This is a genomic window from Rhizobium sp. NPDC090275, assembly GCF_044772225.1.
Classification (GTDB): domain Bacteria; phylum Pseudomonadota; class Alphaproteobacteria; order Rhizobiales; family Rhizobiaceae; genus Rhizobium.
The window spans coordinates 283,713-295,999 of the sequence record NZ_JBIVYL010000007.1 but is presented as its reverse complement, the minus strand read 5'-3'; the positions used below and the strand labels follow the sequence as shown (position 1 = coordinate 295,999).

Annotated in this window: 14 protein-coding genes; 9 read left to right on the top strand and 5 right to left on the bottom strand. The window is 61.9% G+C overall.

What is annotated here, in order from left to right:
- The first annotated feature begins 50 nt into the window (after positions 1-50).
- From ACIQUB_RS19620 to ACIQUB_RS19605, 4 genes are all read left to right on the top strand, one after another.
- Positions 51-1,328 (top strand): MFS transporter, encoded by a 1,278-nt coding sequence (locus ACIQUB_RS19620; RefSeq protein WP_113235231.1) that lies wholly within the window; start codon positions 51-53, stop codon positions 1,326-1,328.
- Positions 1,329-1,387: 59 nt separating this feature from the next.
- A complete protein-coding gene (locus tag ACIQUB_RS19615) occupies positions 1,388-1,579 on the top strand; it encodes a DUF1192 domain-containing protein (protein WP_113235229.1) in 192 nt (63 codons plus the stop codon).
- A 380-nt stretch (positions 1,580-1,959) separates the two neighbouring features.
- A complete protein-coding gene (locus ACIQUB_RS19610) occupies positions 1,960-2,475 on the top strand; it encodes a DUF1465 family protein (RefSeq protein WP_026283232.1) in 516 nt (171 codons plus the stop codon).
- 80 nt (positions 2,476-2,555) lie between these two features.
- On the top strand, positions 2,556-3,188 hold the full coding sequence (locus tag ACIQUB_RS19605; protein ID WP_402931431.1) for a hypothetical protein: 633 nt from the start codon (positions 2,556-2,558) through the stop codon (positions 3,186-3,188).
- Between the two features lie 67 nt (positions 3,189-3,255).
- Here ACIQUB_RS19605 and rpmE read toward each other — a convergent pair whose 3' ends face one another.
- Positions 3,256-3,477 (bottom strand): 50S ribosomal protein L31, encoded by a 222-nt coding sequence (gene rpmE / locus ACIQUB_RS19600; protein ID WP_037182697.1) that lies wholly within the window; start codon positions 3,475-3,477, stop codon positions 3,256-3,258.
- A gap of 203 nt (positions 3,478-3,680) precedes the next feature.
- Between rpmE and ACIQUB_RS19595 the strand changes: the two genes are divergently transcribed.
- From ACIQUB_RS19595 to ACIQUB_RS19585, 3 genes are all read left to right on the top strand, one after another.
- Positions 3,681-5,471 carry an ABC transporter transmembrane domain-containing protein gene (locus ACIQUB_RS19595; protein WP_113235225.1) on the top strand — a complete coding sequence of 597 codons (1,791 nt, stop codon included), beginning with the start codon at positions 3,681-3,683 and terminating at the stop codon, positions 5,469-5,471.
- A gap of 149 nt (positions 5,472-5,620) precedes the next feature.
- A complete protein-coding gene (locus ACIQUB_RS19590) occupies positions 5,621-6,064 on the top strand; it encodes a hypothetical protein (protein WP_113235223.1) in 444 nt (147 codons plus the stop codon).
- Between the two features lie 113 nt (positions 6,065-6,177).
- The gene (locus ACIQUB_RS19585) at positions 6,178-6,369 is read left to right on the top strand and encodes a YegP family protein (protein ID WP_112944894.1); all 192 of its coding nucleotides are present in this window, start codon (positions 6,178-6,180) and stop codon (positions 6,367-6,369) included.
- A gap of 106 nt (positions 6,370-6,475) precedes the next feature.
- Here ACIQUB_RS19585 and ACIQUB_RS19580 read toward each other — a convergent pair whose 3' ends face one another.
- The 3 genes from ACIQUB_RS19580 to ACIQUB_RS19570 all read right to left on the bottom strand — a co-directional run bounded on the left by ACIQUB_RS19580 (position 6,476) and on the right by ACIQUB_RS19570 (position 9,509).
- Positions 6,476-7,507, bottom strand: coding sequence for a peptidoglycan -binding protein (locus ACIQUB_RS19580; RefSeq protein ID WP_018899686.1), 1,032 nt, complete (start codon positions 7,505-7,507; stop codon positions 6,476-6,478).
- Between the two features lie 3 nt (positions 7,508-7,510).
- Positions 7,511-8,608, bottom strand: coding sequence for a flagellar motor protein MotA (locus ACIQUB_RS19575; protein ID WP_113235221.1), 1,098 nt, complete (start codon positions 8,606-8,608; stop codon positions 7,511-7,513).
- 100 nt (positions 8,609-8,708) lie between these two features.
- A complete protein-coding gene (locus ACIQUB_RS19570) occupies positions 8,709-9,509 on the bottom strand; it encodes an inositol monophosphatase family protein (RefSeq protein WP_113235219.1) in 801 nt (266 codons plus the stop codon).
- A gap of 211 nt (positions 9,510-9,720) precedes the next feature.
- On the opposite strand from ACIQUB_RS19570, the gene ACIQUB_RS19565 reads away from it, so the two are divergent.
- Together ACIQUB_RS19565 and ACIQUB_RS19560 are read left to right on the top strand one after the other, a co-directional pair.
- The gene (locus ACIQUB_RS19565) at positions 9,721-10,299 is read left to right on the top strand and encodes a TetR/AcrR family transcriptional regulator (RefSeq protein WP_113235217.1); all 579 of its coding nucleotides are present in this window, start codon (positions 9,721-9,723) and stop codon (positions 10,297-10,299) included.
- A gap of 77 nt (positions 10,300-10,376) precedes the next feature.
- On the top strand, positions 10,377-11,117 hold the full coding sequence (locus tag ACIQUB_RS19560; protein WP_402931427.1) for a 3-oxoacyl-ACP reductase family protein: 741 nt from the start codon (positions 10,377-10,379) through the stop codon (positions 11,115-11,117).
- 72 nt (positions 11,118-11,189) lie between these two features.
- On the opposite strand, the gene ACIQUB_RS19555 is transcribed toward ACIQUB_RS19560, so the two are convergent.
- Positions 11,190-12,284 carry a chemotaxis response regulator protein-glutamate methylesterase gene (locus ACIQUB_RS19555; protein ID WP_113235213.1) on the bottom strand — a complete coding sequence of 365 codons (1,095 nt, stop codon included), beginning with the start codon at positions 12,282-12,284 and terminating at the stop codon, positions 11,190-11,192.
- Positions 12,285-12,287: the final 3 nt, after the last annotated feature.

Below are 12,287 nucleotides of genomic sequence, written 5' to 3'. Positions count from 1 at the left end.
TGTGCTGCCATATGTCTTTGTGCATGTAAGCTGAGTTGCATGGGGGGCCAATGAAACGAAATCTTCTATCCGTCGCCGCACTTCTGTTCGGCACGCTCTTTCTGTTCATGGGCAATGGCCTGCAGGGCATCCTCCTCCCCGTCCGCGGCAATCTCGAAGGTTATGCGACCACCACGCTCGGCCTGCTCGGCACCTCTTGGGCAGCAGGCTTCGTCATCGGTTGCCTGGTTGCGCCGAAGATGGTCAGCCGCGTCGGCCATGTGCGCGCCTTCTCCGGCTTCATCTCGATCATCGCCATCATCGCGCTGGTGAGCGGCATCGCCGTTCATCCGGTCTGGTGGGTGCTCTTGCGCGCCGTCACCGGCTTTGCCACGGCCGGCACCTCGATGATCATCGAGAGCTGGCTGAACGAGCGCGCCACCAATGAAAGCCGCGGCGCGATCTTCTCGCTCTATATCGCCATCACCCTCTTCGGCGTTGTTGCCGGCCAGATGATGATCCCGCTCGAGGATGTCCGCACACCAATCCTCTTCATGATCTGCGGCATCTTCTATTGCATCGCCATGCTGCCGACGCTGCTGTCGACCGCCGCCTCGCCGCAGCCGCTGAAGGCTGTGAAGCTCGATCTCAAGGCGCTCTATCGCAACTCGCCGGTCTCCTGCCTCGGCATTCTCTTGGTCGGCATCGCCAATGGCGCCTATGGCACGCTGGGCGCCGTCTTCGGCGCCGGCGCCGGTCTCTCGGATACCTCGATCGCCATCATGATGAGCTCGACCATCTTTGCCGGCGCGGTCATGCAGCTTCCGGCCGGCCGCCTCTCCGACCGCATCGACCGCCGCTATGTGCTCGCCGCCATGTCGGCAATCGCAGCCCTCGCCGGTCTGATGCTCGTCGTCCTCCACCCCTCCTCGCCCGCCTTCATCATCACGCTCGTGGTGCTCTATGGCGCGGTTGCCAACACGCTCTATCCGATCGCCGTTGCCCACGCGAACGACTATGCCTCCTCGGAAGACTTCGTGAAGGTCTCCGGTGGCCTGCTGCTGCTCTATGGCATCGGCACCATCATCGGCCCGACGATCGGCGGCCCCGTCATGTCGATGGCAAGCCCGCACGCGCTGTTCCTGGTGACCGCGCTGGCCCACGTGCTGATCACAGCCTACGCGATCATCCGCAGCCGCGCGCGCGCCGCCATCCCGGCAAGCGACCGCGACGCCTTCACCACCATCCCGACGGCCACCTCGCAGATGATGACGCCGGAGGGCATGACGCTTGCCGATCGCGGGCAGAACAAGACGCCCGAACCGCCGATGGAGCCGGCGACCCGATAGACTTGGAATGCGGAGACGGCCGGGCGCTTGCCCGCCGACACGAGGACGGAGGACCGAACATGACCTTCATGGATGACGACCGGCCGCAGAAGAAGCCGAATCACGAGATCGGCATGGACCTCTCGATGATGTCGGTGGACGAGCTGAACGCGCGTATCGACATGCTCAAGGCCGAGATTTCGCGCATCGAGCAGGAAGCGGCGCGCAAGGCATCGGGAAGATTGGCCGCAGAAAACCTCTTCAAATCGTGAGCCGGCAAAACCCCGGATTTGATTTATAGCCGCCGCGCAAGTGTTAATTCGGCACACACTTAATGAGGCGTTAAGCTTTCTAATGTATTGATGTGCTCATCCGGACTTGCTCTGGATCTCAGACAGTTTCCCATGCGGTGAATTGGTCTGATTTTTCTCCCTGTTTTACCTTGAGAGCCGCTTTTGCGGCTCTCCTTTTTCGCATTGGCTGGGGACGAAAACCACGAAACTGTGGAAGTTAACCCTTTATTAAGAAACGCCTTGCGCTATTAGGCTAAAACTACCATCTTTAAAGTCATTAAGGCCGACCGGTGAAACCTTTTGGGACCGGCCTGCGTTACCTGATCAATAAGTAGATGCGTGCAACAGGGACCCTTTAAATGTCAGAGCTTGGATTGAACACGATCAGTTTTGCAGGACGCGCTGCCGCATCGTCGCAGTTTAAGACATTGTACTCCGAGGGCATGTCGCTGGTCGAAGAGACCGCCGCCTATCTGGATGGCAATGGCCGCACCGCATCCAAGGTTCTGCCGCGCATGGCATCGGTTCTCTACGCAGCGGAATCCATGCGCCTCACCACCCGCCTGATGCAGATGGCCTCCTGGCTCCTCCTGCAGCGCGCCGTCAACAATGGCGAAATGTCGCGCGATCAGGTTCTGGCTGAAAAGAACAAGGTTCGCCTCGACGGCTTCAACGTCGACCGCAACGCACCGGGCTGGGGCGACCTGCCGGAAGCCTTCCGCGACCTGATCGAACGCTCGCTGCGCCTGCAGAACCGCGTCGCCCTGCTCGACCGCGAGATCTATCGCCCGAACGAGGCAGCGATCGTGCCTGACAACCAGAACAGCGTCCAGGCCCAACTCAGCCTGCTGCAGACGGCCTTCGGCAACAACTGATCCATTCAAAGTAGACTGCATAGACCGGCTGCGTTCCCTGCGCGGCCGGTTTTTTGTTGTTAGAGCAACGGAGATGGTGCGTGACGGTGGAAATTGCGATCAAGTTTCAAAACCAAATTTACGCGCCAACGCTTGGGCTGCTCAATGAGCTTATAGCCCATCCATTGGTTATGGACCCCGATTCCAACAGTTTGCTTCACAGATTTGAGGGACTTTGTCTCCACGCACATCACTTTGAAGAACGAAACAAGGTTCCAGTTAAAAACAACCAAAAACTCGAAGATATAGCAAACTCTATAAAGCATATAAGATCGCGGGGCCGACAGGTGACACTCGAGAGCTTCGGCGCCTGGGAGTTTAAGCACGGCTTATTCAGGTTCATCTCACATGGCATCGAGGCTAGATGGGAAGATGGCGCGACAACCGACGCGATTGAATGCCTGTTGGGACGAGTAAATGCTCTAAATCGAAAGATCCAAGCAAACCTACCCGATCTAAAGGTTGGCGAGTCCGTCTATGGCTTCTATGATTGGGCCTTTGCTTATCACCTGCCTTTAGTCTCCGTAGCAACTCTCAGCCATCGGATAAGGATCATGGAGAGAACAGAGACCGGTAACTACAGGTCGTTTGCACCTCCCAACGTCCGGTTCGTCGTATTGGCGGGAGACCTAATCGGCACCAGACCTGAGGACCATTTTCCGGAAATCCGATAGCCGCCTCCCAAACGCAAAAAAGCCCCGCTTTCGCAGGGCTCCTTCGAAATCAGTGCAACAGCAGCGATTAGAGGCCGAGGCCGCCGAAACGCTTGTTGAACTTGGAAACGCGGCCACCGCGGTCCATGAGCTGCTGGTTGCCGCCCGTCCAGGCCGGGTGCGACTTGGAATCGATTTCGAGGTTCATCACGGCGCCTTCAGAACCCCAGGTCGAGCGGGTTTCGTATTCGGTGCCGTCGGTCATGACTACCTTGATGGTGTGGTAGTCGGGATGGATTTCAGCCTTCATAACAATCTTCCTGCGATGTCACGTCCATTTGACGCACCACGTTGCGACAAGAGGACCGATTGAATAAATGAAGCCGCAGTCGCTACTGGCTACGGCTTCCCATTAGGATGCGGTGCCTATACATGAAGGCCATTAGGATAACAAGAGCCATCGACCGTGTTGCACGGTGTTGAAGGCTGCTGGAGATTGAATTGACAGACGCAATGCAGACCGAGAAGAAAAAGTCCCGCTCGCTGAAACCTCTCGGCAGGCTGACGCCTTACGTCATGCGTTATCGCGGCCTCGTCACCGGCGCCCTCTTCTCGCTGGCGCTCGCCGCCGTGACCTCGCTGGCGCTTCCCCTTGCCGTGCGCCGCATGATCGACCATGGCTTCAGCCACTCCGACGGCCGCTTCATCAACAGCTACTTCATCATGCTCATGGTCATGGCGGTCGTTCTCGCCATATCGAGCGCGCTGCGCTACTTCTTTGTCATCACGCTCGGCGAACGCATCGTCTCGGATCTCCGCCGCGATGTCTTCGCGCATGTGACGCGGCTCTCCGCCTCCTTCTTCGACGTCAACCAGTCCGGCGAGATCGTCTCGCGGCTGACAGCCGATACCACGCAGATCAAGTCCGCCGTCGGCGCCACCGCCTCGGTCGCGCTGCGCAACATGATCCTGTGTCTCGGCGCCATCGTCATGATGGTCGTCACCTCGCCCAAGCTCGCCAGCCTCGTGCTCTTGGCCATACCCCTCATCGTCTTCCCGCTGGTCGCTTTCGGCCGCTCGGTGCGCAAGCGTTCGCGCGCGGCACAGGATACGCTGGCCGAGGCCTCCGCCTTCGCCAACGAAACCATCGCCGCCACCCGCACCGTCCAGGCCTTCGGCGGCGAGATGGCAGCGGCAAACCGCTATGGAGCAGCCGTCGAAGCCGCCTTCACCGCCGCCCGCGCTGCCATCCGCTCGCGCTCGCTTCTCACGGGTATCGCCATCACGCTGATCTTCGGCAGCGTCGTCGCCGTCCTCTGGGTCGGCGCGCACAATGTGCTTGAGGGCACGCTGTCGGCCGGCACGCTTGGCCAGTTCCTGCTCTATTCCGTCATCGCCGCCGGCTCGCTCGGCGCGCTCTCGGAAGTCTGGGGCGAGCTCTCGCAGGCAGCCGGTGCGGCCGACCGCCTGACCGAACTGCTTGACGAAGTCTCCCCGATCGTAACGCCGGCCAACCCGACCTCCCTGCCCGACCCGAGCCTCGGCCGCGTGGAGTTTGCAGACGTGCACTTCGCCTACCCCTCGCGCCCCGATACATCGGCGCTGCATGGCCTGAGCTTCGCGGTGAAGCCGGGCGAGACCGTCGCCATTGTCGGCCCGTCCGGCGCCGGCAAGACCACCATCTTCTCGCTGCTGCTGCGCTTCTACGACCCGCAGCAGGGCGCCGTCATGATTGATGGCATCGATGCGCGCCAGACCGATACCGACGGCCTGCGCAAGCGCATCGCCATCGTCCCCCAGGACGTCACCATCTTCGCCGCCTCCATCCATGAAAACATCGCCTTCGGCCGCCCGAGCGCCACGCGCGAGGAAGTCCGCGCCGCCGCCATCGCCGCCCAGGCCGACGAGTTCATCGCGAGATTGGAGCAGGGCTACGACACCACGGTCGGCGAACGCGGCATCATGCTGTCGGGCGGCCAGCGCCAGCGCATCGCCATCGCCCGCGCCATCTTGAAGAACGCCCCGATCCTGCTCCTCGACGAAGCCACCTCGGCGCTCGATGCCGAAAGCGAAACCCTCGTCCAGCGCGCCCTTGACGGCCTCATGGAAGGCCGCACCACGCTGATCATCGCCCACCGTCTCGCAACCGTTTTGAAGGCCGACCGCATCCTGGTCCTCGACCAGGGCCGCGTCGTCGAGGAAGGCACCCACCAGAGTCTGGTGCGCCACGGCGGCATCTACGCCAAGCTGGCCCGGCTGCAGTTCGATGCGGGTGCCGAGGAGCTGCTTGCGGCGGTGAAGTGATGGCGGGGCTGCGGGTGGCGATGCGCCGCCCCGCCCCACAACCAATACAACCGCAATTGCGACCATCGCGATTATATTGACAATACACACCAATAGATTACATTCGGATCTCGTTGAAACCGTCCATTCTCATGGTGGGATGTCGTCAGATGAGTTCGATCAGTTTTTCCGAAATACTGGTGGCCGTCGTCGCTCTCGGCGTCGTCATATCGATGATGCTGTTCTATCGCTCGCTGCATGAAGCGAGCAACTGGTCGCTGACCGACGCGCTTTCCGAAGACGTTGCCCTGACGAAGACCGACGCGGCAGGTAACCCCGTCGACGCCGCCGGCAATCCGTTGCCGTCAGGCCAGACGCCCATCACCGTGACGCTGATGAAGGCGAGTTCCAGCCGCTTCATCGCGATGATTGGAACGGTGGCGATCCTTGTGCTTTACGTCGGCTTCGGCCTTGCCTGTCTCCACCGCTTCGCCAATGGCCAGGAGATTCCCGACATGTCCAAGGGGGCGAACTTCTTCTATTCCGGCGTCGTCCTCTTCGCGCCATACATCGTCAACAAATTCTCGTCGGCATTTTCATTCTTCAAGCCGTGACGCCAAAGCCAAGCGGCCAACACCCACCCAAACATCCCGATGGAATAATTGGATTTTTTGTTTTAGGCTGCGCTTGCAGATTTAAACAACATCCTGATTCCGGGAGACAATCGATGTATAAGTTCGAAGTTTATAAGGACAAGGCAGGCGAATTCCGTTTCCGTTTCAAGGCATCGAACGGCGAGACCATGTTCGGCTCCGAAGGCTACAAGGCCAAGGCGTCGGCGCTGAACGCCATCGAATCCATCAAGAAAAACTCTCCCGGCGCCGTCATCGACGACACCACCAAGGCGGCTGACGCCTGACACATCAAAGGCGGCACCTCAGGGCGCCGCCTTTTTCTTTTGTGCTGCTGGGCCGTGAACGGTTGTGCAATGTCGCGCCGTTACTTGCGCAAGCGCAACTCACCCGTCACTTCTCCGTCAGCTTCAACTCGATCCGTCGGTTGGTCGCCCGCGCCTCGGGCGTATCGCCAGGCGCGATCGGCTGATACTCGCCGAAACCGGCCGCAACCAGCCGGTCAGCCGGCACGCCCTGCGCGATCAGGAACTTGACGACCGAGATCGCGCGCGCCGAAGACAGCTGCCAGTTGTCAGCGAAGCGTCCGGTGCCGGCGAGCGGCACGTTGTCGGTGTGGCCATCGACGCGCAGCACCCAGTTGATCTCCGGCGGAATCTCCTTGGCGACGTCGAGCAGCGCTGCCGCGAGCTTGGCCATCTCCGTCTGCCCGTCGGGATTGAGATCGGCGCCGCCGGAGGGGAAGAGCACTTCCGACTGGAACACGAAACGGTCGCCGACGATGCGGATGTTCTCGCGATCCGACAGGATCTCGCGCAGACGCCCGAAGAAGTCCGAGCGGTAACGGTTGAGCTCCTGCACACGCGCGGCCAGCGCCACGTTGAGGCGGCGGCCGAGATCGGCGATCTTCGTCTGCGACTGCTGGTCCTTCTGCTCGGAGGCCTGCAGCGCCACTTCGACGGCGGCGATCTGGTTGCGCAGCGCCGCAATCTGCTGGTTGAGCAGCTCGACCTGGCTCATCGCCCGGTCGCTCATCTGCTTCTGCTCGTCGAGCTCCTTGGTGAGCGAGCCGATCCGCTGCTGCGCCGCGTCCTGGCCGCCGGAGCCGGCCGAGAGCAGCGACTGCAGCCGCGAGCGCTCGCCTTCGGCGGTCGCAAGCGAAGCCTGCAGGTTGGCGACGCTATCCTCGAGATCCTGCTTGCTGCCTTTTTCGAGCGCCAAGAGCTGCGTCAGCTCGTTGATCTGGCTGTTCAGCCGGTTCATCACCTCGTCGCGGCCGGATATTTCGCGGCTGAGGATGAACTGCCCGACGACGAACACCGTGAGCAAGAACATCACCGCGATCAGAAGCGTCGACAGCGCATCGACGAAGCCAGGCCAGTAGTCGACCGTGCGTTCGCGGCGACGGTTGCGGGCAAGAGCCATGGCTTACTTGCCCTCGCTCTTTTCGGTCTGCGGCATGCGGGGGCGCTCGGAGGATGCATGCTTTTCCTGCGCGCCGATCCGCTCAGCCAGCCGGTCGAGCGTGCGGCGCATGGCCTTCGCCTCGTCCTGCTGCGCCTCGATCCAGTCGCGCAGCATCTGCTGCTCATTGCGCATGTTCTTGACCAGCCCCTGGATACCCTCGGCGAGATTGGCCATGGCCGCGACCGAACGCTGACTGCCTCCGCCCTCTTCCGAGACCTTCTGCATGTATTCCGACAGCGCGCGGATCTCGTCCGGCGAAACGCCGCCCTTGGTGTCGATCACGGGAGCCGCAAGGTCGGAACCAACATCGGTCACCGACGACAGCCAGTTTTCCAGTTCGGTATAGAAGCGGTTCTGCGCGCGGCCTGCCTGCAGGTCGAGGAAGCCGAGGATGAGCGAGCCCGAGAGACCGAGCAGCGACGAGGAGAACGCCTGCCCCATGCCAGACAGCGGCTGCGACAGCCCTTCTTTCAGCGCCGACAGCACATCAGATGAGCCGTTGGTTCCGGCGTCGAGCGACTGGATCACGTTGCTGATCGAGCCGATCGTGCCGATCAGGCCCCAGAAGGTGCCTAGCAGACCGAGGAAGACGAGGAGACCGATGAGATAGCGCGAGACGTCGCGGGATTCGTCCAGCCGGTTGGCGATCGAATCGAGAATGGAGCGGAAGGCCGTGGTCGAGATGCCCGCAGCCGAAGAGGTACGGCTGCCGATCAGCGTGCGCATCGGCGCCAAGAGCTTCGGGTTACGGTTCACCTTGTCGGCGCTCCCGGCGGCGCGGAACGAATTGAACCAGCGCACCTCGGGCCGAAGCGACAGCACATGGCTGAAGACAAGGATGATACCGATGCCGAGAACGCCGAGAATGAGGCCGTTCAGCCCCGGATTGTGCATGAAGGCCGTCTGCGCCTGGCGGAACAGGATGGATGCTATGAACCCGACGATGACGAGGAACAGCACCATCGTCCACAGAAAGGGCATCGGGCTGGATAGCTTATAGCTGTAATTTCCCGTGGTTTTTTCGGTCGAGCCGAACTCCGCCACATTCACATTTTCCATAGATTCCGCAGCCTCCGGCCTCATCACAGCCGGAGACTAGATCATCATTGTGCCGAATTGAAGTATGCGGAACGAAAAAGCCTGTCTTTATAACAAAGACTTACCGGCTGGGCACCGGGCGCTTGGCAACTTCCATCAGCGCCTTCTGAATGTATTCGTTGCCGGCCACGACGCTGCCGGTCTCCAGAATAGAGTTGCCGCCATCCCAATCGCTGACATAGCCGCCGGCTTCGCGGATGAGCAGGATGCCGGCCGCGATATCCCAGGCCGAAAGGCCGGTTTCCCAGAAGCCGTCGAAACGGCCGGCCGCGACGTAAGCGAGATCGAGCGAGGCCGAACCCATGCGGCGCACACCGGCGACTTCGCCCATGACGTGTCGGAGTTCGACGAGGAATTTGCCGTGGTTGCCACGGCCGAGATGCGGAACGCCACAGGCGACGACCGAATCCGAAAGCACGCGGCGCGCGCCGACGCGCAGCCGGCGATCGTTGAGGAAGGCGCCGCCGCCACGCTCGGTGGTGTAGAGCTCGTCGGTCGCCGGGTTGAAGATGACGCCGGCGACGATCTCGTTGTTGCGCTCGAGCGCGATCGAGACCGCGAACATCGGAATGCCGTGCAGGAAGTTCGTGGTGCCGTCGAGCGGATCGACGATCCAGCGATGCGCGCCGTCGGTGCCCTTGATCTCTTCGCCTTCCTCGCCGAGGAAACCATAGGTCGGACGTGCCTTCAGAAGCTCTTCGCGCACGATCTTCTCGGCCTTGCGGTCGGCGGACGAGACGAAATCGCCCGGCCCCTTGACCGAGACCTGCAGGTTCTGCACTTCGCCGAAATCACGCCCCAGCGATTTTCCTGCCTTGAGGGCAGCCTGAACCATGACATTGAGAAGAGCTGAACGGGCCATGTGGGCGGTTTTCCTTGGGCTAAATAGGTGCGCGTTGTCAGGGCGGGGATGGTCCCTGATCGCCGGTAGAAGCTGCGCTTTATAAGATTGGCGGCTTCAAGACCACAAAATCAGGGAAATTTCAAGAGCGGCGCCGCATGGCTGCATTGAATCGCAGAAAGCCCGTAAATTAATTCTGGACAGATCAGTCTGAAATTCCTATATCTCCCCCATGGCAAGACACAAGGAATTCGATCGCGACCTGGCGCTTGGCGCCGCCATCAACGTGTTCTCCGAGCACGGCTATGAAGGCACCTCGACGGATCAGTTGCTGACGGCGATGAAGATCAGCCGCCAGAGCATGTACGATACCTTCGGCGACAAGCGAGGCCTCTATCTGGAAGCCTTGCAGCGCTACAACGCCGACAGCACAGCGAGGTTGATCGACGACCTGAAGCGCCAGGCATCGCCCGTCGAAGCGCTGGAGGGTGCGCTCGTCGCCTTCGCCTCGCGGCCGGCGTCGGAAGCCAGCCGCGGCTGCCTCGGCGTCAGCGCCGTCTGCGAGTTCGGCCGCACCGACCTTGAGATCGCCACGCTGACTGACACAGCGTCTCGCGCCCTGTCCACGGCGCTGAAGACGATCATCGAAGACGGCCGCAAGAGTGGCAGCATCGCATCCGACATCAATCCCGACGAGGCCGTCCACTTCCTCGGCGCGACCCTGTCAGGCATGAAAGTCAGCGCCCGCAACGGCGCCTCCCCCGAAACCCTTCGCGGCATCGCCCGCATGGCCATCCGCGGCCTCCGCTAAGCGCACCATAAGGTCGCGCCGCGTTTTCGCGCCCAATTATAGACTGAATGATCCAGAAACCAGAAAGGAAATACGAAATGTCTCACTCTCTCACCGACAAGGTGGCCCTCGTAACCGGCGGCTCGCGCGGCATCGGCGCGGCGATCGTCCGCAGGCTGGCGCAAGACGGCGCAGCCGTGGCCTTCACCTATGCCAGCAGCGATGACCGGGCGAAGGCGCTGACCGCCGAGATCGAAGCCAAGGGCGGCAAGGCGCTGGCGATCAAGGCCGATAGCGCGGATCCCGAAGCCGTGCGCAATGCCGTCGCCACGACCATCAGCCGCTTCGGCGCTCTCGACATTCTGGTCAACAATGCCGGCATCCTGATGCTCGCCCCACTCGATGAATTCGCGCTGGAAGATTTCGACCGCATGTTCGCGGTCAACGTCCGCGCCGTCTTCGTCGGCACCCAGGCAGCGGCAAGGCACATGCAGGCAGGTGGCCGCATCATCAATATCGGCAGCGTCGTTGCCGACCGCAGCGGCTTTCCAACATCCTCGGTCTACAGCATGACCAAGGGCGCCATCGCCTCGATGACCCGCGGCCTGGCGCGCGATCTCGGCCCGCGCGGGATTACCGTCAACACCATCCAGCCGGGCCCGACGGCCACCGACATGACCGGCGCGCCGGGCACGGAGGAGCACCTAGCGCCGCTGATGGCGCTGGGCCGCATGGGCGAAGACAGCGAAATCGCCAGCCTCGCATCCTATCTCGCCAGCCCCGAGGCATCCTTCGTCACCGGCTCCGCGCTCACCATCGACGGCGGCTACCTCGCCTGATGGAAGACACTGGAACGCAAAAAGCCGGCGGTGCTCGTACACCGCCGGCTCTTATCTGTTTATTGCAGCACCTCAGAACTTCTGCTGCGTGATCAGAACCTCGCGGGCGATCTGCTCCAGCGGCAGGATGCGATCCACCCCGCCCTTGGCGATCGCCTCCTTCGGCATGCCGAAGACGACGGAGGTCGCCTCGTCCTGCGCCACCGTATAGGCGCCGGCCTGGTGCATCTCGAGCATGCCCTTGGCGCCATCATCGCCCATCCCGGTCATGATGATGCCCATGGCGTTGGAGCCCGCCGAACGCGCCGCCGAACGGAACAACACATCGACCGACGGCCTGTGGCGCGAGACCAGCGGCCCGCTCTTGACCGCAACGTGATAGCGCGCGCCGCGCCGTTCGAGCAGCATGTGGCTGTCGCCGGGCGCGATCAGCACATGGCCGCGCAGCACGGGATCGCCATCGACGGCTTCCTTGACCTCGACCTCGCACAGGCTGTTCAGCCGCTTGGCGAAGGCCGCAGTGAACTTCTCCGGCATGTGCTGGACGATGACGATCCCGGGCGCGTTAGCCGGCAGCGCCTCCAGAAACTCGCGCAGCGCCTCCGTTCCACCGGTCGATGCGCCGACGCAGACCACCATCTCGGTCGTCTTCGCCATGGCTTTCCCTGATGGCGGCGGCAGCATCGCATCCGCCGTCAGCTTCTGCGCCGGCATCGGCGCGCCGGGCCGCAGGCTGTTTACGTTGCGTCTGACATTGCCGAGACGCGCATGCGAAGCGCTTTTTACCGCCTCGCGGATGCGGACCGCATCGTCGGCCAGACCGTCTGCTGCCCCGATCTTCGACTTCAGGATCACGTCGACGGCGCCGGCCTCCAGCGCCTGCATCAGCGTTTCCGACCCCGCCTCCGTCAGCGACGAGCACATGACGACGGGGATCGGCCGCTGCGACATCAGCTTGCGCAGGAAGGTGATGCCATCCATGCGCGGCATCTCGACATCGAGCGTGATGACGTCAGGGATTTCTTCCTGGATCTTCTTCGCCGCCATGAAGGGATCGGTCGCGACCCCCATGATCTCGATATCGGGATCCTCCTGCAGCACTCGAACGAGCGTCTGGCGAACGCTTGCGGAATCGTCGATGACGAGAACACGGATCTTCTTGCCCATATG